Consider the following 19,553-nt stretch of genomic DNA (forward strand, 5'->3'; position numbering starts at 1 on the left):
ACCTCGTTGGCACCGCGTCCCGCAACTTCGCGGACCTTGTCGGTGTCGAGCGCGTCGGCACGCCAGATCTGGCCGCTGCGCAGGATCTCCATGAACTGCGCATCCCAATCCGGATTGAGCGGCTGGCACGGCCCCTCTCCCGCTTCTGCGAGAACGCCCGCCTCGAGCACCCGCTTCTCGCGGGCTTCCTTGGCTTCCGCGGTCGGATTTCGCCCATTGATCAGCCGCTCCCGGATCTCCGGCGGCGCGTCCTTGATCGATGGCAGCGGCGGATCGTGCGAGAGGCCCCCCGACGCGGCAAACAAGACTCGCTTGCCGGAACGCGCAGCGAACCGCCCTACCGATTCACCGATTTGCCGGGCACGGCGGTAGGTCGGAACGGGCGGCGCAGCGGCATTGACGAAGATCGGCAGGATCGGGATCGACTTGAAGTCACCGAGCATCGCCTCCCACAACTGGACGAAGCCGTGATCGACCGGCATGCGATACGAAACCGCCACGTCGAAATCCTCGGCTCGCACATGGTCGATGAGCTCGAGCGCCGTCTTCTCCGGAACATCCAGCGGTCCCGTCCCGCCTCCCCAGTCGCCCAGGGAGACTGCGCCGGCACCGACACAGAACGAGGGCATCAGGTCGTAGAAGAAGCCGTTGAAGTGATCGGGAGCGAACTGGATGATGTAGTCGGGTGCGAACTCCTTCACGAAGGTCCCGAGCCGTCCAAACGCGGTTCGGACGCGTTGCTCGGTTTCGTTGCTGGCCGGTCCCTTGTACATCAGAGGCGTGTGAGAAGCGCAGACGATGGCGACTGACATGTTCGGATTCCTTGCGCCGAGTTGGATGGTCGATCGATGGCTGGCGGCTACTTCTTCACCAGCGGGCACGGACTTTCGGATAGCGGGCGGTTGACGGACTCCCCGGGCAGCGTCTGAATGACGTTGTAGAGATCCCAGGCACCCTTGTTTTCACCGGGCTTCTTGACCCGGAGCAGGTACATGTCGTGGATCATCTTGCGGTCGGCACGGATGTAGCCGTCGGCCGCGAAGAAGTCGTGCACGTGTTCCTTCTCCATCTGCTTCATGACCGTCGGGGCGTCGTCGGTACCCGTGGCCTTGACGGCCTTCAGGTAGTGCGCGACCGAGGAGTAGACGCCCGCGTGGAATCCGGTCGGCATGATCTTGGCTTTGGCGAAGAAGCGTTCGGCCCAGGCACGCGTTTCGGGCGTCCGGTCCCAGTAGAACGGCGACACTTCGTAGGCATCGTGCGCGATCTTCTGACCTACCGCGTAGACGTCCGTCAGCACCGATTGAAGCGGAACGATCTTGGCCGTTGAGCTCAGACCGAATTCGTCCGCCTGCTTCAGCGCGGTCACCGTATCGCCGCTCGACGCCGCGATCGCGATCACGTTGGCGCCGGCATTGGACGCGGTGAGCAGGAACGAAGCGAAGTCGGACGTGTTCGGCGGGAACACCGAGTTGCCGACCACCTGCCCGCCATTGAGCTTGACTTGCTCAGACGTATCGCGCGTCAGAGCATTGCCGTACGCCTGATCGACTGTGAGGAAGTACCATTTCGTTCCACCGGCCTCGACCACGGACTTGGCGGCGCCTTTCGCGAGATTGTAGGTGTCAACCGTCCACTGGACCGTTAGCGGCGAGCAGGCCTTGCCGTTGAAGTCCGAGGAGGTCGAACCGGACAACAGCATGATTTTGCTCTTCTGCGCCGCCATGTTCTGCACGGCGAAGCCGATCGGGGATCCCTGCATGTCGGCGATCGCGTCCACGCCTTCGACGTCGAACCAGCGTCCGGCGATCTGCGATCCGACGTCCGGCTTGCCCTGGTGGTCGGCCGAGATCACCTCGACGTTGAGGCCGGCGCCGAAGTCCTCGGCGGCCATTTCAGCCGCGATCACCGAACCCTTGCCGTTCGCCATGGCCGTGGGGCCGGCGATGTCAGTCAGGACACCGACCTTGACCTTGCCTCCGCTGAGATTCGGGGGGCCGCCGGCGGTCTGCGCCGCGACCGGCGCCGCGAGAGCCAAGCACACGGCCGCAGACAAATAAAAGCTTGAATGAACCATCGTTTCCTCCCGTCGCCGCCCTTTTGGGCGTGCCGGGATGGATTGCCGCCGATTGAACTAGGATTCCATCTGAGTCTATGAAATGTTCGCACTGCGAACACGTCTGGAGGGATCATGCACCGCAGCGTAAGGGCACTTTCCCGTGGCTTGGCGCTGATCAACGAGCTCAATGCAAGCGGCCCATCCAACGTCGTACAACTCGCAAAGCGGACAGGACTCAACCGTACCACCTGCTATCGTCTGCTCGATACGCTGCGCGAAGATGGCTACGTGATCTTTGACGAGACGAATGCCTTGTTCGGCTTGACGTCCCAAGTACGCACCTTGAGCGAAGGCGTGTCTTCACGGGATCTATCGAGCCAGGCGGCACTGCCCGCGATGTTCGGCCTACTGGATGGCGTCTCCTGGCCAAGCGACTTCGGAGTGTTCGAACTCGGGTCGGTACTTATTCGGGAAAGCACACATCCCTTCAGTCCGTTCTCCGTTCATCGGTCCATGGTCGGACGGAGGAGATCCTTGGTGCGCAGCGCGCTTGGGAAAGCCATCTTGGCTGCCTCCGCGCCTGCTCTGCGACGAGAAATGCTGGACCTCACCGCATCACTCGTCGAGGAGGACGCGGCTTTGGCGAAGGACCGTCGCTTCATCGAGGACATTCTCTCACAGACGAAAAAGGACGGTTACGCCTCGTCCGTCGGTGGATCGGAGGCGGGCATCAGCGCGATCGCGCTGGCCATTCCGGGGGGCGGCCCCGTCCTCGGCAGCCTGAATCTGATTTTCTTCTCGTCGTCGATGACGCCGGAGGTGGCCGCCAAAAAGTATCTGCCCAACATGCGGGCGGCGGTGAAGGAAATCGAGCGGCGGTGGTCCGCGGCAAACAAGGCGCGCGGAAGAGTCTCTTGACGCGGCCCCCAACGTGTTGCGCGCGAATGAAAAGGTGAGCCCTTGTCCCAAACGCCACTTCGAGGAGTGGCGAAGGATCTGCGGCCCGCGAGCGTCAAAACCACAGGAACCAATGTTCATGGCCGTGTTTCGCGCGTGAAAAGCAGATACTTGCAAGCTTATGTGTACCCGCACCTTCACGCCCGCCGCATCAGCTTGAGCGAGGCCGCCAGCCGCAGGCTGCGCTTGCCGGCAAGCGCGATGCCTTCGAGTTCGCCGCTGTCTTCCGTGCAGGTGCCGGAGAAGCCGATCCCGACCTCGTAGCCGCCGAACGAGGGGTTCTCGCCTTTCGGCGACGTTTGCGCCGGGTTCAGCATCTCAACTTTCCACGGCAATCCGCCGAGGAGTATATTGCGGTGACAGTGCACTTTGGTTCAGTCAGCACTTCGAGCGCACGAGTGTGGCTGGGATCATTGAGTGCACTGTCACCGCAAAGCAGGAACTTTCCGTCACGGATGCGCCACTCTTCCTGGCCGCACTCGCCCGAGCCTATGCCAGCCTGCCAACAGCCCCGCTTGCGGGGAAGTCCTTTTGGTAGGCCACGAACGTATCGGACGGGAACAACCAGGACGTATCGTCGTAGTTGACCCACGCCCCGCTACTGTAACGACCGCGCCCGTTCCACGCGACTTGAGCCTTGCGATTGGCGTAGTTCCGGTCCCCCTTCGGAAGCACGTTGCCGTTGGAAACGAACTTGCCGCCGGTGTCGTACGAGCCCTGGATCGCCACGATCTCGTGCACCAGCTGCCACAGCACCCACACCCGAACCATTCCGTCCGCTGGCGGACTGATCTGGACCGTTTCTGTGTACGAGCTTTCGTCGCTAGTCGTCACGGATTTCGAGAACGTCGCTGACACCTCGGCGCTCAGTGCGCCGTACGAGATGCCCAGCGATGCGGAAATCGACTGTGAGACTGTCGAGGATACCCCCTGAGTCTTCGTGACACTGATCGTCAGGGTGTTGCCCACTGGAATCCGATGGTACGACTTCCCAACGGGGCGCCAGAACTGCCGCAAGACCAGCTGGTAGACCGGCGGCCCCTTGCCGTCCCAGTAGTTCTCGATGATCGCGGTGGTGTTTGACAGATTCTCGTTCGGCTCGTCGCAGACATAGGCGCTCTTGCTCGAATTGTCGGAATTGGCCCACATGACCAAGGGCCGATCCACGCTTTGAAGCTGGACATAGGCTGACCTGTCCGGCGGCTGACTGTTCGCGTTCGCGAGTTCGGGGACGAGCGGGAAATCTGTGTTCGTATCAGGCATTTTGAAGGACTCCTTAATAGCACGCCTCATGAAAGACAATTTTAAGTAGTATTTTGTATTATCGGAAACAACACACGCACTCATTGAAGATCGCTGCCGGCCTATCGCTGCATACTGCGACGCCGCACGGGCTCGGCCGCGCCTCAGCTAAACTTCCTTGGGGCGGCCGGTGCCCGAGCAATCGCCAGAAACCTAGCGGCTTCTACTCAAGATTGAATGGAAAACATTGCGCCTATCGCTTCGCCCCTTTTATATTTTCCTCACGTCAGGATCAGGGGGCGGCTTTGGAGCAGGACGAACTTGAGCGCTTGGTTGGCGGCCGGTTGCGATTGACGCTTGATGAGATCGTGCAGCATTCTCGCCTGCCTGAGGCGCGGCACGCTTATCTGGCAAGCTTCGTGAAGGTGTACGAGGGCGAACCATTTCTGGTTCGGCTTCTCCTGGAGGCGGGGCGGTTCTTTGTCTTCCACTGTGCGGCAGTCCTCGAAGCCGCCCATGACCCTTCCCGACGCGAGACCTGGTTCACCGTCAGCGCCCTCAAACAGCAACTTGCCTTGTTCGGATACGCGAGCGACCGGCAGGTGGATCATTTGATCGCGCGGTTGCGGGAGGTCGGGTTTCTCGAATTGCGCAGAGCCCCCGACGACGGCCGGGTCCGATTGCTGGCAACCACGGACAGGCTGCGCGCGCATCACATCGAATGGCTGGTGGCTCACTATGTGCCCCTTGCCACGCTGTATCCCGGTCACGATTACGGCCCGATATTTTCGCGCGATCGGGACTTTTACGTCCTCAACTGCAGCAAATCTCCGCCCTTCAATCCTGCAGCGGCTCGCCTCATGATGACGCTGCCGGACACGATGCTGTTCTTCAGCCATGCCGCCGGGCCGCTCATCCAGAATGCGGTGCTCAAGGCTGCAATGGATGCCGGCGACCCGAGCGCGGTCGTGCCCTATATCGAGGCCACCAGCCGTTTCGGCGTCTCCCGAACCCATGTCCGCAACTTGATGATCTCCGCTGAATCAGCCGGGCTCGTCAGGATCATCGGACGCGGGGGACGCAACATCGAGATTCTTCCGCGTTTCTGGGCAAGCTATGACCGCGGCCTCGCAGTGGGGATGTACCTCACCGATGCGGTCAATCTGGTCACGACGCGTGAGTGGCTCGAGAGATCCAGCCAAATCATGCGACCCTCTGCATTGGAGAACCAGGACTAGCACGCGACGAGATGATCGGTAGCCTACGCCCTTCGCATCAGCTTGAGCGATGCTGCCAGCCGCAAGCTACGCTTGCCAGCGAGCGCAATGCCTTCGAGCTCGCCGCTGTCTTCTGTGCAGGTGCCGGAGAAGCCGATCCCGACCTCATAGCCGCCGAACACGGGGTTTTCGCCTTTCGCTGGCGTGTGCTCCTGGTTGAGCATCTCGCCCTTCCAGCGGCCGTCAGCCGAGGAATAGGAGCCGAGGTAGTAGAAGAAAGCATCGCCGCCGAGGATGCGGCCGTCCATCAGCAGCATGACGCCGGAGAGTCCGGCATCAACGCCGTCGAGTGCGCGCAGATGAATTGCATAGAGCCCGTTCACGACCCCGCCCGGACCGATCGTCCCCTGCGGCGGCAGCCCATCGTCATCGAGCCGCGTGAGATTGGCCCAGAAACCGGCGCCCGGCATCGTGTCCGCGCTGCCCGCGAGGCGGATCTGGTTGCCGACGAGCCGCCCGCGCGCGCCGATCGAGGCGACGTCAGCCCCCATCAGCGGCTTGTAGTTGGGATCGTCGTTGTGCCGTTCGGTGATGACTTCGGCGATGATCTCGCCGTCGCGCTCGACATAGCTTCCGAGATGCGCGAAGGCCGAATTGCCGCCCAGCAGCTTGCCGTCATGCATGCACATGATGCTGCGGCCGAAGGCATCGTTGACGCCGTATTCAACCTTGTAGAGCCCGTCCAGCAACGCAATTGACCCGGAATATCAGAAGGAAAGCACGCGCTACCTAGCACCGCCATCGCATCAAGGCCATCGGGCTTTTTCGCGCAGGGCCATTCGCGAAGCCAAACCTGCCATGATGCCATCATGCGCCTGTTTTGCCCGACGGCGCAAGCGATTTCGGCAATTCCGCAAATATGAAGATTTGGACGCCATTTGCAGTGCTGTGATTTCAAGCACTTGGCTACTGTGCATGGGGTTGTTTTTCGAGTTTTTTGTTTGGCCGGTGGCGAACGGCCTTCCTCAGGCGCTAATGACGCTTGAAATACTGCACCTCGCGCTCATGCTTCTCGGCCGCCGCGCGGCTCCTGAACGTGCCGAGGTTGCGGCGCTTGCCGGTCCTGGGATTCACCTTGCGCAAATAGAGCCGATATTCGCCGGATGCGAGCTTGCGGATCATGGTTGCGCCTCCTGTCAGGTTTCGCACTCAACCCGCTCCGCGCAAGGTCCGTTCCCTCAAGGCCTTGTGGTTGGCGCGAACTGCTGATTGGCGAAGGGCTTCTGGTCCAAGGGAACCTTCATGACGACGAAGCTGCGCTTCAGCGACCGGTGGCACGCGTTGCAGCCTTCGGTCAGCTCGTCCAGCCCTTTTGCGAATTTGCGGCTGTCCTTCGCATCGATGGCATCGGACATCGATTGCAGCGACGGCTCCAGCGTCGTGACATTGCCGACGGGAATGCCGGAGTAGAATACGGCGGCTTCGATCAGGCTCGCCTTGAGCTGGCGCAGCTCGTAGGCGGCAAGCTCCCAGTTCTGCGCCTTGCCGGCCATCCAGAGCTTGTGGTGGCGCGTCTGCGCGGCGCCCATGATGTCACCGAGACGGGGCACGTACTGATCCGCGGACGGCGATTTGAGATCCTGCGCCGCCACGGCGGTCGCCGCCCCCAGGCCGGCCAGCGCCAGCATCCAGCCTCGAACTCTCATCGCAAATCTCCATGTCGTTGGAGACGGAGTGTAGGCCGGTACGGATGCCGGGGGCCTTGCGCTCGATCAAGGCCCACGTCCGCTGTGGAATGCCTGCGGTCGCGCAGTATGCGCCTTCCCTGGAGACGACCTATCGCGACGCCCGCAACAATTTCGCCTACTACTACAAGTGAGCTACGGCATGATCTGGAAAAGTGCGCAGCGGTTTTCCGAAAAGATTACGCTCACAAGAAATTAAGCCCGTTCGTCGCGCTTTAGAAGCACAGCGTGGTGACGAGCTTGCCTTGCTTGTCCTTGATCGCATAGGGACAGCGCAGCCGCTCCAGCGCCTGCTTGGCATCCGCATCGCCGAGCGCTGCGGCGCGCTCGTAATAGGATTTCGCGGCGTCCTTGTCCTTTGGCCCGCCGCGGCCCTCCTGCGCGAAGGCGCCCATCCGCTCCAGCGCGCCGGGATGGTTTTGCGCCGCCGCCTTCTCGAACAGCGCGCGCGCCGCGGCGTCGTCCTTCGAACCGCCCGTGCCTTCGGAAAGCATCACGCCGAGCTGGTATTGCGCCTCCGCATTGGTCTCGGCGGCCTTGCCGAGCAAAGCGCGCGCCTGTGCGGGATCGGCCGGCGCGGCACCGCCGCTGTCGCCGAGCGCGGCGAGATTGCTGATGCCGCGGGGATTGCCGGCCTGCGCCGCCTTCTCGAACAATTTGCGCGCCTGCGCTTCATCCCTGGCGACGCCGGAGCCGGTGCCGTAGGCTACACCGAGCTCGACCATTGCCGCACTCGATCCCTTGTCGGCGGCCTTGCGCCAGGCAGCCATCGCTTCCGCCGTCTGCCGATTGGCCGCATAGGCGCGGCCGAGCGCGAACATCGCGCGCCGCGACGACGGCGCGGCCTGCTTGCAGAACTTGATGGCGGTCGCAACGTCGGAGGCCGCAATCTCCGTCACGCCCCTCATATCGGCCGGCTTGTCGGGATCGCTGGGATCGGCCGCAACCCGGTCGCACAGAACGAGATCGGCCGATTGCGCATGCGCCGACAACGGCACCGCAAGCGTGAGAAGGATGGCAACGAGGAAAGTCCGCATGGACGCCAAGTTGCGTCGTCGCTCCGGAAAATTCAAGGCTCGAGTCCCGATTGACGCAGCACGGGGACGACCTCGGGTGATGCCAGATAGCGCAGCAGCCGGTCCGCGGCGTCGGCGTGCTCGGCGTTTGTCATCCGGCCGGCGGAAAACACGGCCGGCGTTTGCAGATCGTGCGGAATCGGGCCGACCACCTCGATGCCTTCGACCTGCTTCAGTTCGCTGATCTGCTGCACGGCGAGGTCAGCCTCGCCGCTCACGAGCCGCTCTGCGGTAAAGCCCTGCTCGACGATGGTGGCTTTGGCGTTGATCTCTGCCGCGATCCCCATCCGCGCGATCAACCGGGCGAAATAGACCCCGCTCGCGCCCAGCCGCGAATAGGCGACGGACTGCGCCGCGAGCAGCGTGCTGCGCAGCGCGGATGCGGTGGCGATGTCGGGATGTGCTTGCCCTGACCGCACCGCGATGCCGACGAAGGAGCGCGCCAGATCGGCTGCGTTCCCTGCGACGACGCGACCCTCGCCGATCATCTCGTCGAGCCCTTCGCGGGTGAGGATCACGAGATCGGCGGGCTCGCCGTCGCGCAACCGTTTGAGCAGCGCCAGGGTCGGCGCGAAGTCGGCATCGACATGAATGCCGCTGGCGGTCTCGAAGGCGGAGGACAGGCTGCGCATCGCGCCCATCAGGCCGAGCGTCGAAAGCATGCGAATTGTTTCCATCAGCGATTCCCGTGGCGATCAGGAGCGGTGCATCAGCTTGAGCGCGGCGGTCAGGCGCAGGCTGCGCTTGCCGGCGAGCGCCGTTGCCTCCAGCACCGCCTCCTCGGCGTCATAAGTGCCGGAGAAGCCGATGCCGACCTCGTGGCCGCCGAAGATCGGATCGTCCTTGGCCGGCGTGTGCTCCTGGTTGAGGATCTGGCCCTTCCAGCGCCCGTTGGCGGCGGTGTAGCTGCCGAGATAATAGAACGATGCATCGCCGCCGAGGATGCGGCCCTTGTTGAGCAGCATCACGCCGGTGAGACCGCCGTCGACGCCATCGAGCATGCGCAGATGCACCGAGTAGAGCCCGTCGGCGATGCCGGCCTCGCCGACGCCGCCGGCGATCGGCATCTCGTCTTCGGTGATCGGCGTCATCAACGACTGAAAGGGTACGCCGGGCAGCTCCTTGAGCTCGCCCTTGAAGCGATAGAGATCGCCGTCGGCCCAGCCCTTGGCGAGCAAGGTCGCATCGTCCGTGCCCGCCATGGCGCGATAGGTCGGATCGGGGTTGTGGCGGACCGTGTGGATCACGATATCGACGCCGCCTTCGGTCTTCGCGTAGGTGCCGATATGGGCGAAGGCCGAATTGCCGCCGAGCATCTTGCCGTTGCCGGCATGCATCACGCTCCGGCCGACGGCGTCGCCGAGCTGAAATCTCACCTTGTAGAAGCCTTCAAACACCAGCCGTCCCCGGCCCTGCGCGCAACCCAAGCGCACTCTATCTCGCTTTCGGCGGCGATGGAGAAGTTTCCCGCCATGATGTCCGAGGAGTCTCCGCAACGTTGTCATCAGAATGAAAAATCCGCCGAAGCCTTTCGGCTTCGGCGGATCGAAGTCCAACCCGGGCCAGCCCCCCAGCCCGGGCCGGGAGGATCTTAGGCGGCGGCCTTCTTGTCGGCCGGCACGGAGGCGATCGTCTTCAGGATCTGCGAAGCGATCTGGTATGGGTCGCCCTGCGAGTTCGGACGACGGTCTTCCAGATAGCCCTTGTAACCGTTGTTGACGAAGGAGTGCGGCACGCGGATCGAAGCACCGCGATCGGCAATGCCATAGCTGAACTTGTTCCAGGGCGCGGTCTCGTGCTTGCCGGTCAGACGCTTGTCGTTGTCCGGGCCGTAGACGGCGATGTGGTCCATCAGGTTCTTGTCGAAGGCCGCCATCAGCGCCTCGAAGTACTCCTTGCCGCCGACCGTACGCATGTACTCGGTCGAGAAGTTGGCGTGCATGCCGGAGCCGTTCCAGTCGGTGTCGCCGAGCGGCTTGCAGTGGAACTCGATGTCGATGCCGTACTTCTCGGTCAGGCGCAGCATCAGGTAGCGGGCCATCCACATTTCGTCAGCGGCCTTCTTGGAGCCTTTGCCGAAGATCTGGAATTCCCACTGGCCCTTCGCGACTTCCGCGTTGATGCCTTCATGGTTGATGCCGGCGGCCAGGCAGAGGTCGAGATGCTCTTCGACGATCTTGCGGGCGACGTCGCCGACGTTCGAGAAGCCGACGCCGGTGTAGTACGGACCCTGCGGGGCCGGATAGCCGGAGGCCGGGAAGCCGAGCGGACGGCCGTCCTTGTAGAAGAAGTATTCCTGCTCGAAGCCGAACCAGGCGCCGGCATCGTCGAGGATGGTGGCGCGCTTGTTGGTCGAGTGCGGGGTCTTGCCGTCGGGCATCATGACTTCGCACATCACGAGCACGCCGTTGGTGCGGGCGGCATCCGGGAACACCGCGACCGGCTTCAGCACGCAATCGGAGCTGTGGCCTTCAGCCTGCTGGGTGGAGGAGCCATCGAAGCCCCAGAGCGGAAGCTGCTCGAGCGTCGGGAACGACGCGAATTCCTTGATCTGAGTTTTGCCGCGCAAGTTCGGAGTCGGCGTATATCCGTCGAGCCAGATGTACTCGAGCTTATACTTGGTCATTGAGCCTCTCTGTAGATGATGCGAAAGGTGGGGGCCGCAGGCCCCCGCACGATTGTTTACCCGGCCAACATCGGCCGACCCTTTCCAAGCATTTAACGTGCCAAAAGGCCGCAGAGCGGGAGGTTTTCCACCGCGGCCGGCCTCCTGTCCCGCCCGGCGGATCGTCGACCGCGCCGTGCGTCATAGCGGCGCACCTTTGCGTGAAGCTGCACCGCAAAAATCCTGCGGAAAACGCCCGATTCTGGAGCAGGCAGGCCCGGGCCTGAGGTTGCCGACTAAACGCGCATCAACGTCCGGCAATATTCGCCAAGTCTGTGCCCCGTCGCCCGCAACCTTCGCAATGGCCCACGCGTTAGCCACCCGACCGCTGCCTTGGAGGAAGCAGAATGCACCGTGCCTACAAAATAGGCCAATGCTGATTTCCTTTTCAGCACTTTGCATTTGGGAATGCACGGCCGATATGGGGATTCCAGTAACCACAAGCCAACGAGTCGGGCGCACCATGGAGGCCAGCGCTGCGATCTCGGGAGATACCGCAATGATGAACAATGGACTGAGTCACGGATCTGCACAGATCTACCAATTCCCTGTCGGGGGCCGCTCCGCTCTCGGGGGACGCCGCAACGGTGAGACCCGCCTTCCCGCCAACCACGCCTCGCTCCCGGCGAACGAGACGATTTGCAGCGGCAGCTGGTACCATCAGGAAGCAATCGATGAAGCCAAGCCGAAATGGGATCGCTGATGCCTGCGTTCGGTTCGATACCGCCGCGCCCTCTCAAGCGTCCGGCGTCAGTTTGAAAAAGGGTCGAAACAACGAAGTTTCGGCCCTTTTTGATTTTTGTGGAAATGCCGCCGTTCAGATCCCCGCGCAGGCCGTGACCGGCCGCTTCAGATGCTTGACCGTGGTGCTGCCGGTCTTGCCGATTACAAGCGTGATGCCCGCCCCCGAATAGCGGGCGCCCGAGACCGTCAGCCGCTTGGCGAGCGTAACAGGCTCGCCGTCGATCTGGAGGAAGGCGCGCTTGTCGGCGTCATAAAACCCAACGATGAACTGCGTACCATCGGCGCAGTGGTAGGTCCGGAACGTCTGCGCATCGGCCTGCCGCGCTCCGATCATTCCGCCCGCCAGCATGGCGACCGTCAAAAGAATGGCCTTGTGCCGGCCCATGATCGCCCCCTGTAATAGATTCAAGGACGCCCGTTGTGCGTCCAATGGAACCATAACCCAAACTGATCTCATGCAAGACAAGTCCCTGCAAGACTCCTCCGGACAAGACTCCTCGGTACAGGGCTCCCCTGCCCGCCATCTCGCCCTGCAAGGCGCCAGCAATTTTCGCGACCTCGGCGGCTATCCGACCGCAGATGGCCGGACCACGCGCTGGCGGCACATCTTCCGCTCCAACCATCTCGGCCAGCTCACTGCTGCCGATGTCGAGATCGTCCGCGCGCTGGGTGTGCGCAGCGCCTTCGATTTTCGCGGCGTCGAGGAGCGCGCGGCGGGCGTCTGCGTGATCAACGAGATCGCCGTGCATTCGCTGCCGATCGAGCCGACGGTCGTGGCTGCGCTGCGCGCCGAGCTCGCCAGAGGCAGGCTGACCGCGCCGGTCGCGCTCGAACTCATGCGCGAATCCTATCGCAACTATGTCCGCCACAACACGGCCAGTTTCCGCAACCTGTTCGGTCATCTCCTGGAGGACCGCGCGCCGCTCGTCATTCACTGCACCGCCGGCAAGGACCGCACCGGCTTTGCCAGCGCGCTGATCCTGCATGCGCTCGGCGTGCCGGATGACGTCATTGCCGAGGACTATCTGCTGACCAACCAGCACTACAAGCGCGACGCGACGGCGGCCACCGATCTGCCCGAGGACGTACGCAATGCCATCGGTAGCGTAGAGGCGTCGTACCTTGCCGCAGCTTTCGAAGCTGTCGGCGCCGAATATGGCGATCTCGAAACCTATTTGCGGGACGGGCTCAAGCTCGGCGCGGCCGAGCGGACGGCGCTCAAGGAACGCTATCTCACGTCGTAATCAGGCACGGGCATCTCTGTGTTGCACCCGTCGCCGTTAGGATCGCCGAACGCAGAGCCCGCGCGACTTGCATGGTGCTCCAGTCGCTCTGGTGCAGCTTCAACTCGTCGTCCGGCGCGAGCAGTTGCTCGAGCGAGGCGTTGTTGTGCTCGTTCCAGTGCCGCATCAGGGCCCAGCGCTGGAACAAATTGACTTTGGCATCTTGCGCGGCGGCCCGGATCGCCGAGACCATCTTCTCCGAGAGCTTGGCATTGTCGCCGAGCATGGCCGTGACGTATTGCGGGTTGATGAGAATGACATCTGTGGCCGGATGATCGCGCAGGCGGGCCAATCCCTCGGCGATCTTAGCCAACACCTCATCGAAGTCGAATTCGTTGCTGCGAAACACGGCGTTGGTTCCGACCTGCCAGAGCACCAGCGAAGGATTGTCGGCAAAGATGTCATCGTTGAACCGAGCCACTTCTTGCGGCGCCTCTTCGCCGCCCTTGCCACGGTTGAGCACATCTATCCGGATGTCCCGATGGGGATCGTCATCCTTGTAGTGCTTTCTCAAATACAGCTCGAGCCGCGCTGGATATGCAACCACGTTGCCAAGTCCGGCCGTCGAGGACGACCCCATCGCCACGATGCGCACGGGCCCCCTTCCGCCCAATGCTTTCCTGAAGTTCGGCAGCGGATACTGCAAGTCAACGATCGCAGCAGGAAACTCAAGGGTCGGCAAATTGTCGCCCATGAAACAGCCTCCTCCACTATCTGAAGTTGCGTCTATAGCCCAATTTGGAACCGGCCGCCATTGCAAGTCCAATGCGGGCCGCGCAATAGTCCGGCCCATTGATGGACGGAGAGTCTCGTGCAGGGAAAAGTCATTGTGGTGACCGGCGCACTCGGCGCACTTGGAAAAGTCGTCGCCGAGACCGCGCAGTCGCGCGGCGCGCGCGTGGCCGGCATCGACCATGCGCCATCGCAAATCTCCGCGACGCCTGAGCGCATCGAGATCGGCGGCGTCGATTTGTCCGACGCAGCACAAGCAAAGACGGCGGTCGAGGCGGCGGCAAGACACTTTGGCAAGCTCGATGGGCTGATCAACATCGCCGGCGGCTTCGCCTTCGAGACCGTGGGCGACGGCGACATCAAGACATGGCAGCGCATGCATGCGCTCAACCTGCTGACGGCGCTCAACGCCTCGCACGCGGCGCTGCCGCATCTGGCCGCGTCCAAGGCCGGCCGCATCGTCAATATCGGCGCCATGGGCGCGCTTCAGGCCGGCTCCGGCATGGGCCCCTATTCAGCGTCGAAAGCCGGCGTCCATCGCCTCACCGAGGCGTTGGCAAGCGAGTGGAAAGGCAAGGTGACCGTGAACGCGGTGCTGCCCTCGATCATCGACACCAGGGCCAACCGCGCCGACATGCCAGAAGCCGACTTTGCCAAATGGGTGAGACCGCAGGAGCTCGCCGAAGTCATCCTGTTCCTCGCCAGCGACGCCGCGAGCGGCGTCACCGGCGCGCTGATCCCGGTCGGCGGGCGGGTGTAATCAATCCGGCACCAGGAGCCGGAGATTGCCTTTGAAACGGATGCTCTGTTTGCCGGCGAGCGCGATGCCCTCGCCGTACGCGGTCTCGTCATTATAGGTACCGCTGAAGCCGATGGTCACGACCTTGCGGCCCCACACCGGGCGCTCGTCGAACGAAGGGGAATGTTCCTCGTTGGTCAGCTCGCCCTTCCACTTGCCGTCGGCCGAGGTGTAGCTGCCGTAGGCGAAGAAGAACGAATCCCCTCCCCGCATGCTGCCGTCGCGCATCACCATGACGCCCTGGTTGCCGCCCTGGACGGCATCCAACATTTCGATGCGGATATGATAGAGCCCATTCCTGATGGTCATCTTCGTGAACCGCCCGATTATCCCACCCTCAGGATAGCCGGATCATCTGTTCCCGATCAAATGGCGCAGAGCTCTAAGTCCATTCCGGGGCTAAACTGCCGCAGACTGATTCTCGGACGTGACACTCGGAAGCTTCCTTTGGAAACCACGCTCTACCTGCCTGTCAAACGCTTCCTCGAAGAGCTCGGCTTCACGGTCAAGGGCGAGATCGGCGGCTGCGATCTCGTGGGTCTCAGCGCCGGCGATCCGCCGGTGGTGGTGATCGGCGAGCTCAAGCTGACCTTCAATCTCGAGCTGATCCTTCAGGCGGTCGATCGTGCACCGGCCGGCGACGAGGTCTGGATTGCCGCAAAGATGTCAGTGCGCGGCAAGGGTCGTGAGACCGACGCGCGCTATCGCAATCTCTGTCGCCGCCTCGGCTTCGGCATGCTCGGGGTGACCGACCGCGGTCAGGTCGAAGTACTGGTGAAGCCGCCGACGGCAGCACCACGCCGCGAGCCGAAGGTCCGTTCGCGCCTCGTCGCAGAGCATCAGCGCCGCCAGGGCGATCCGGTGCTGGGCGGCAGCACGCGCGCGCCGATCATGACGGCCTATCGGCAGCAGGCGCTGGCCTGCGCCTCGGAGCTTGCAGCAGGCCCGCGGAAGGTGAGCGAATTGCGCCAACGCTGTCCGGATGCCGGCAAGATCATGCTTAACAATGTGTATGGCTGGTTCGAACGCACCGAGCGGGGAATCTACGGGCTGACGGAAGCGGGCCACGCGGCGCTGAAACGCTGGCCACAGCAGCGGGTTGCGGATGTTGCCGGTGTCGCGTCACCACCCTGACACCCAACCGGTGCATAGCTGAGATGCCACATCTTTTTCATATTGCAATGCAACATAGACGGCACTAGGTATCCCGGCATCGAAACGAGGCCGTTATGAACGCAGACTGGAATACCAAATATGGCACGCGGCGCGTGCGCCACGATCCGCCGACCCTGGACGAGGCGATCTTCGCCGCCGTCGGCATCACCGATGATCAGGAGCAGCAGGCCGAGATCGCCGCAGCCCTGATGGGCATGCCGCTCGATGTCGTCCAGGCCGAGGTCAAGAAACAGGTTCGCACCAACAGCCGCATCACCTCGACCCGCGTGATCGCCGGCGAACAGGGCGCGCAGCGCTCGGTGGTGGTCGAACGCCGTGTCGTGCGCCGCTTCGGCAACGACAAGCGCACCGGCACCTGACAGCCTAGTTCCCTACATCCAATACAAAAGCGGACCGGTTTTGCCGGTCCGCTCTTTTGATTCCAGACGGCTTTTTCAGGTCAGGCGGCGCGATTGCCATAGATGCTGGAGATGATCTTCCAGCAGGTCGAGTTGAAGCTGATGAGAGCGCGGCCGGCCGTGAATGGTGAGGCCGCGAGATCAGCGAGCTCGTCCTCGGGCGCCCTGGCGAGATCGATCGTACCGGTCGATTCGCCATGACGGAATTGCAGATGCGCCCCGAACTTCCTGGCGAGCGCCCGCATCGCGTGATTCTCGGCGCCGGTGGTAATGCGCAGGCGCTTGTAGCCTTTCCAGCGCGCTTCCGCGATCAGGCGGCTGAACAGCACGGTGCCGACGTTCTGGCGCCGCGCCGAGGCTTCCACGCTGAAGGCGACCTCGGGCAGCGAATCGTCCTCGGGCGGATGCAGCTCGGCCGCACCGCGGACCACGCCATCTACGATATAGGCGACGATCACGGTGCCGTCCTCGGCACAGCGGGCGGCGTAACGCTCGATAAAACTGTCGTCGAGAAAACCGTTGAAGCGATCGTGCCGGCTTTCGGCATCGAGCCTCAGCAGATGATCGCGCAAGAGCGGCAATTCTTCCTGCTGGCTCAAGGTGCGCACGTAGCCCTGAACGGACTTCGGGCGGCTGGTTACTTCAAGTCCAAAATCTGCTGCGAGTGACAAGTCAAAACTCCTCTTGGTATCCCTCGAGGAGGCGTTCGAATCCCTAGGCCTCCAATATTGTGCATCGCAACAAACTTTTCAAGACGGGAACCTGCCCAAGTTTCGGGCATTGGAGGCGACTAATTCGTTAATAAAATCAAGCCCCCGTATTCATACGAGGACCAGCTGGGTTTGCGTCACCACGGCGATCAGCTTGCCGTCCTCGGTCTCCAGCCGGGTGGTCCAGACCTGGGTGCGCCGGCCTCTGTGGATTGGGGTAGCGGTCGCGATCACCGTGGTTCCCTCCTTGGCCCCGCCGATGAAGTTGGTCTTGCTCTCGAGCGTGGTCGTGCCCTTGGCGTCCTCCGGCAGATTGATCACGGTGGCCGCCGCGCCGACGGAATCGGCCAGCGCCATCACCGCGCCTCCGTGAATCGTGTGATGAAGCGTGCAGAGATCGGGCCTGACCATCATCCGCGCCACCACGCGATCCTTCCCGGCTTCGACGAACTCGACGCCCTTGAGTTCGGCAAACGGCATCTTCATCGCTTTAAGTTTCTCGAGCGGCGTCATCAGATCTCCTCCCAAATCATTCTGCTCACAGGGTGAATTGCTCCGCGCGGCAAAGCAATGACGTCCGAGGTCGTCATTGCGAGCGCAGCGACGCAATCCAGAATCTTTCCGCGAATACATTTCTGGATTGCTTCGCTGCGCTCGCAATGACGGGGAGACAGCCTTCGTACCTCACGTCACCGCATTCACCACCTGATACTCCGGCCGCCGCCACACCTCGCCCGCAATCACCTCCTCGATGATCTCGGCTGCCTTCATCACCTCGGTCTCGCCGATATACAGCGGCGTGATGCCAAACCTCATGATGTCAGGCGCGCGGAAATCCCCGACGACGCCACGGGCGATGAGGGCCTGCATTGCGGCGTAGCCGCCGCCGAAGGCGAAGGAGACCTGAGAGCCGCGGCGCTCATGCGTGCGCGGCGTAACAAGCTTCAAGGACGGACAGCGGCGTTCCACCTCGGCAATCAGGAGATCGCCAAGCGCCAGCGAGCGGGCCCGGACCTCCGCGATATCAACTTGGTCCCAGATGTCGAGCGAGGCCTCCAGCGCCGCCATTGCCAACACCGGCGGTGTTCCGACGCGCATGCGCTCGACGCCGCCGGCGGCCGCATAGGCAAGCTCGAACGCGAACGGCTTTGCGTGCCCCATCCACCCCGACAAAGCGGCGCGCACGCTGTCGGCGTGGCGTGGCGCGACGTAGAGGAAGGCCGGCGCGCCGGGGCCGGCGTTGATGTATTTGTAGGTGCATCCGGCGGCAAAATCAGCGCCGGTGCCTGCAAGGTCAACCGGCAGCGCGCCGGCCGAATGCGCGAGGTCCCAGACCGTGACGATGCCGAGCGCATGCGCTCTTGCAGTCAGCTTCGCCATGTCGTGGCGCCGTCCGGTGCGGTAATCGACCTCGGTGATATAGAGCACCGCGATCTCCTCCGACAACGAAGCCTCGATCTCCTCCGGCACCACCAGGCGCAATTGATGCCCACGGCCAAGGGTCGCGATCAGGCCTTCGGCCATGTAGAGATCGGTCGGAAAGTTGCCGGTGTCCGACAGGACGACCTTGCGCGATCCGTTCATGTCGAGCGCGGCGGCGAGCGCCTGATAGACCTTGAGCGACAGCGTATCTCCGACCATGACGGAGCCGGCTTCCGCACCGATCAGTCGCGCGATGCGATCGCCGACATGGCGCGGCTGGGCATACCAGCCCGCCGTATTCCAGGCGCGGATCAATTCATCGCCCCACTCGGCGGTGATGACGCGGCTGACGCGCTCGGCAACGCCAAGCGGCAACGCGCCGAGCGAATTGCCGTCGAGATAGATCACACCGTCCGGCATATGGAATAGCGCTTTGGTGTCGTCGTAGACGCGAAGCTTGGTCATGAAAATCTCTACAGGATCGTGCGCACGCGCCAGAGTTCAGGAAACAGCTCGACCTCCAGCATGCGCTTGAGGTAGCTGACGCCGCCGGTGCCGCCGGTGCCGCGCTTGAAGCCGATGACGCGCTCGACCGTCGTCACATGGTTGAAGCGCCAGCGCCGGAAATAATCCTCGAAATCGACCAGCTTCTCGGCGAGTTCATAGAGCATCCAGTGCGTTTCCGGCGCTTCGTAGACGATACGCCAAGCCTGCAGCACACCTTCATTGAAGCTATGAGTCTCGCGAACATCGCGCGCCAGCACGGCCGCGGGCATCTTGAGCCCGTTGCGGTCGGCGAGCCGGAGCACCTCGTCATAGAGGCTCGGCGTTGCGAGCTCGGCTTCGAGCAGCTGCGTGGTTTCCAGATCGTGCGCGTGCGGCTTGAGCATGGCATGGTTGCGATTGCCGAGCAGGAATTCGATGAGCCGGTATTGCCGCGACTGGAAGCCCGAGGACTGGCCAAGCTGCGAGCGGAAGCGCGTATACTCGCTGGGCGTCATGGTGCGCAGAACGTCCCAGGCGCCGTTGAGCTGCTCGAAGATGCGCGACATCCGTGCCAACATCTTCATCGCAGGCTGCACCTCATCCTTTGCGATCGAACGGCGTGCGGCGCTGAGCTCGTGGATGGCGAGCCGCATCCACAGCTCGGTGGTCTGATGCTGGATGATGAACAGCATCTCGTCATGCGCTTCCGACAGCGGATGCTGCGCGCCGAGGATCGCGTCCAGCGCCAGATAGTTGCCATAGGACATCCGCCGGGCGAAATCGGTCTCGGCGCCTTCGCTTGCGGGATCGTATTGGCTGGACGTCATGGCAGGCCCTTTCGA

General features: G+C 62.8%; 25 protein-coding genes and 1 pseudogene. 8 read left to right on the forward strand and 18 right to left on the reverse strand.

Annotation, left to right across the window (positions count from 1 at the left end; genetic code table 11):
- Both AC0L2F_RS28710 and AC0L2F_RS28715 read right to left on the reverse strand, forming a co-directional pair.
- A partial coding sequence (locus tag AC0L2F_RS28710) for a 3-carboxyethylcatechol 2,3-dioxygenase (RefSeq protein WP_473250714.1) occupies positions 1 to 812 on the reverse strand: 812 nt, incomplete at its 3' end.
- A 47-nt stretch (positions 813 to 859) separates the two neighbouring features.
- Positions 860 to 2,077 carry an ABC transporter substrate-binding protein gene (locus AC0L2F_RS28715; RefSeq protein ID WP_473250715.1) on the reverse strand — a complete coding sequence of 406 codons (1,218 nt, stop codon included), beginning with the start codon at positions 2,075 to 2,077 and terminating at the stop codon, positions 860 to 862.
- A 114-nt stretch (positions 2,078 to 2,191) separates the two neighbouring features.
- On the opposite strand from AC0L2F_RS28715, the gene AC0L2F_RS28720 reads away from it, so the two are divergent.
- The gene (locus AC0L2F_RS28720; protein WP_473250716.1) at positions 2,192 to 2,977 is read left to right on the forward strand and encodes an IclR family transcriptional regulator domain-containing protein; all 786 of its coding nucleotides are present in this window, start codon (positions 2,192 to 2,194) and stop codon (positions 2,975 to 2,977) included.
- Between the two features lie 176 nt (positions 2,978 to 3,153).
- On the opposite strand, the pseudogene AC0L2F_RS28725 reads toward AC0L2F_RS28720, so the two are convergent.
- Both AC0L2F_RS28725 and AC0L2F_RS28730 read right to left on the reverse strand, forming a co-directional pair.
- Positions 3,154 to 3,345, reverse strand: a pseudogene (locus AC0L2F_RS28725) (GrlR family regulatory protein); the annotation flags it as partial.
- Positions 3,346 to 3,505: 160 nt separating this feature from the next.
- Positions 3,506 to 4,279 carry a hypothetical protein gene (locus AC0L2F_RS28730; protein WP_473250717.1) on the reverse strand — a complete coding sequence of 258 codons (774 nt, stop codon included), beginning with the start codon at positions 4,277 to 4,279 and terminating at the stop codon, positions 3,506 to 3,508.
- Positions 4,280 to 4,563: 284 nt separating this feature from the next.
- Here AC0L2F_RS28730 and AC0L2F_RS28735 point away from each other — a divergent pair, with 284 nt between their 5' ends.
- Positions 4,564 to 5,496, forward strand: a complete 933-nt coding sequence (locus AC0L2F_RS28735) for a hypothetical protein (protein WP_007609500.1) — start codon at positions 4,564 to 4,566, stop codon at positions 5,494 to 5,496.
- 23 nt (positions 5,497 to 5,519) lie between these two features.
- Here AC0L2F_RS28735 and AC0L2F_RS28740 read toward each other — a convergent pair whose 3' ends face one another.
- The 3 genes from AC0L2F_RS28740 to AC0L2F_RS28750 form a co-directional block, all read right to left on the reverse strand.
- The gene (locus tag AC0L2F_RS28740; protein ID WP_007609499.1) at positions 5,520 to 6,224 is read right to left on the reverse strand and encodes a GrlR family regulatory protein; all 705 of its coding nucleotides are present in this window, start codon (positions 6,222 to 6,224) and stop codon (positions 5,520 to 5,522) included.
- Positions 6,225 to 6,507: 283 nt separating this feature from the next.
- Entirely contained in the window at positions 6,508 to 6,657 is a 150-nt protein-coding gene (locus AC0L2F_RS28745) for a hypothetical protein (RefSeq protein WP_473250718.1), read from the reverse strand.
- A 56-nt stretch (positions 6,658 to 6,713) separates the two neighbouring features.
- A complete protein-coding gene (locus AC0L2F_RS28750) occupies positions 6,714 to 7,181 on the reverse strand; it encodes a hypothetical protein (RefSeq protein ID WP_473250719.1) in 468 nt (155 codons plus the stop codon).
- Between the two features lie 44 nt (positions 7,182 to 7,225).
- On the opposite strand from AC0L2F_RS28750, the gene AC0L2F_RS28755 reads away from it, so the two are divergent.
- Positions 7,226 to 7,354, forward strand: a complete 129-nt coding sequence (locus AC0L2F_RS28755; protein WP_007609481.1) for a hypothetical protein — start codon at positions 7,226 to 7,228, stop codon at positions 7,352 to 7,354.
- An 81-nt stretch (positions 7,355 to 7,435) separates the two neighbouring features.
- On the opposite strand, the gene AC0L2F_RS28760 is transcribed toward AC0L2F_RS28755, so the two are convergent.
- From AC0L2F_RS28760 to AC0L2F_RS28775, 4 genes are all read right to left on the reverse strand, one after another.
- Positions 7,436 to 8,257: a tetratricopeptide repeat protein gene (locus tag AC0L2F_RS28760; protein ID WP_473250721.1), complete on the reverse strand. Its 822-nt coding sequence runs from the start codon at positions 8,255 to 8,257 to the stop codon at positions 7,436 to 7,438.
- A 32-nt stretch (positions 8,258 to 8,289) separates the two neighbouring features.
- Positions 8,290 to 8,973 (reverse strand): substrate-binding domain-containing protein, encoded by a 684-nt coding sequence (locus AC0L2F_RS28765; RefSeq protein ID WP_473250722.1) that lies wholly within the window; start codon positions 8,971 to 8,973, stop codon positions 8,290 to 8,292.
- 18 nt (positions 8,974 to 8,991) lie between these two features.
- Positions 8,992 to 9,693: a GrlR family regulatory protein gene (locus AC0L2F_RS28770; protein WP_473250765.1), complete on the reverse strand. Its 702-nt coding sequence runs from the start codon at positions 9,691 to 9,693 to the stop codon at positions 8,992 to 8,994.
- 194 nt (positions 9,694 to 9,887) lie between these two features.
- Entirely contained in the window at positions 9,888 to 10,922 is a 1,035-nt protein-coding gene (locus AC0L2F_RS28775; protein WP_473250723.1) for a glutamine synthetase beta-grasp domain-containing protein, read from the reverse strand.
- A 541-nt stretch (positions 10,923 to 11,463) separates the two neighbouring features.
- On the opposite strand from AC0L2F_RS28775, the gene AC0L2F_RS28780 reads away from it, so the two are divergent.
- Complete coding sequence (locus AC0L2F_RS28780; protein WP_473250766.1) at positions 11,464 to 11,664, forward strand: DUF2735 domain-containing protein; 201 nt, start codon at positions 11,464 to 11,466, stop codon at positions 11,662 to 11,664.
- A gap of 114 nt (positions 11,665 to 11,778) precedes the next feature.
- Here the strand turns inward: AC0L2F_RS28780 and AC0L2F_RS28785 are convergent, their stop codons facing one another.
- Positions 11,779 to 12,090, reverse strand: coding sequence for an MliC family protein (locus AC0L2F_RS28785; protein ID WP_063992654.1), 312 nt, complete (start codon positions 12,088 to 12,090; stop codon positions 11,779 to 11,781).
- 70 nt (positions 12,091 to 12,160) lie between these two features.
- Between AC0L2F_RS28785 and AC0L2F_RS28790 the strand changes: the two genes are divergently transcribed.
- Complete coding sequence (locus AC0L2F_RS28790; protein WP_063992655.1) at positions 12,161 to 12,949, forward strand: tyrosine-protein phosphatase; 789 nt, start codon at positions 12,161 to 12,163, stop codon at positions 12,947 to 12,949.
- Here the strand turns inward: AC0L2F_RS28790 and AC0L2F_RS28795 are convergent.
- Entirely contained in the window at positions 12,939 to 13,682 is a 744-nt protein-coding gene (locus AC0L2F_RS28795; protein ID WP_473250724.1) for an SGNH/GDSL hydrolase family protein, read from the reverse strand. The two genes, AC0L2F_RS28790 and AC0L2F_RS28795, sit on opposite strands and share 11 nt — an antisense overlap.
- Positions 13,683 to 13,799: 117 nt before the next feature.
- On the opposite strand from AC0L2F_RS28795, the gene AC0L2F_RS28800 reads away from it, so the two are divergent.
- Complete coding sequence (locus tag AC0L2F_RS28800; protein WP_473250725.1) at positions 13,800 to 14,480, forward strand: SDR family oxidoreductase; 681 nt, start codon at positions 13,800 to 13,802, stop codon at positions 14,478 to 14,480.
- Here AC0L2F_RS28800 and AC0L2F_RS28805 read toward each other — a convergent pair whose 3' ends face one another.
- Positions 14,481 to 14,828, reverse strand: coding sequence for a hypothetical protein (locus AC0L2F_RS28805; protein ID WP_473250727.1), 348 nt, complete (start codon positions 14,826 to 14,828; stop codon positions 14,481 to 14,483).
- Positions 14,829 to 14,966: 138 nt separating this feature from the next.
- Here AC0L2F_RS28805 and AC0L2F_RS28810 point away from each other — a divergent pair, with 138 nt between their 5' ends.
- Complete coding sequence (locus AC0L2F_RS28810) at positions 14,967 to 15,653, forward strand: DUF2161 domain-containing phosphodiesterase (protein WP_219683542.1); 687 nt, start codon at positions 14,967 to 14,969, stop codon at positions 15,651 to 15,653.
- Positions 15,654 to 15,748: 95 nt separating this feature from the next.
- On the forward strand, positions 15,749 to 16,054 hold the full coding sequence (locus AC0L2F_RS28815) for a hypothetical protein (RefSeq protein ID WP_007591844.1): 306 nt from the start codon (positions 15,749 to 15,751) through the stop codon (positions 16,052 to 16,054).
- An 80-nt stretch (positions 16,055 to 16,134) separates the two neighbouring features.
- Here AC0L2F_RS28815 and AC0L2F_RS28820 read toward each other — a convergent pair whose 3' ends face one another.
- From AC0L2F_RS28820 to kynA, 4 genes are all read right to left on the reverse strand, one after another.
- Positions 16,135 to 16,764, reverse strand: coding sequence for a GNAT family N-acetyltransferase (locus AC0L2F_RS28820; protein ID WP_473250728.1), 630 nt, complete (start codon positions 16,762 to 16,764; stop codon positions 16,135 to 16,137).
- Between the two features lie 150 nt (positions 16,765 to 16,914).
- Positions 16,915 to 17,316 (reverse strand): PaaI family thioesterase, encoded by a 402-nt coding sequence (locus AC0L2F_RS28825; RefSeq protein WP_007609457.1) that lies wholly within the window; start codon positions 17,314 to 17,316, stop codon positions 16,915 to 16,917.
- Between the two features lie 171 nt (positions 17,317 to 17,487).
- Entirely contained in the window at positions 17,488 to 18,690 is a 1,203-nt protein-coding gene (gene kynU / locus AC0L2F_RS28830) for a kynureninase (RefSeq protein WP_473250729.1), read from the reverse strand.
- 8 nt (positions 18,691 to 18,698) lie between these two features.
- On the reverse strand, positions 18,699 to 19,538 hold the full coding sequence (kynA, locus tag AC0L2F_RS28835) for a tryptophan 2,3-dioxygenase (RefSeq protein WP_473250730.1): 840 nt from the start codon (positions 19,536 to 19,538) through the stop codon (positions 18,699 to 18,701).
- Positions 19,539 to 19,553 lie beyond the last annotated feature (15 nt).

The sequence above is a fragment of the Bradyrhizobium sp. Ken64 genome (genome assembly GCF_055807555.1).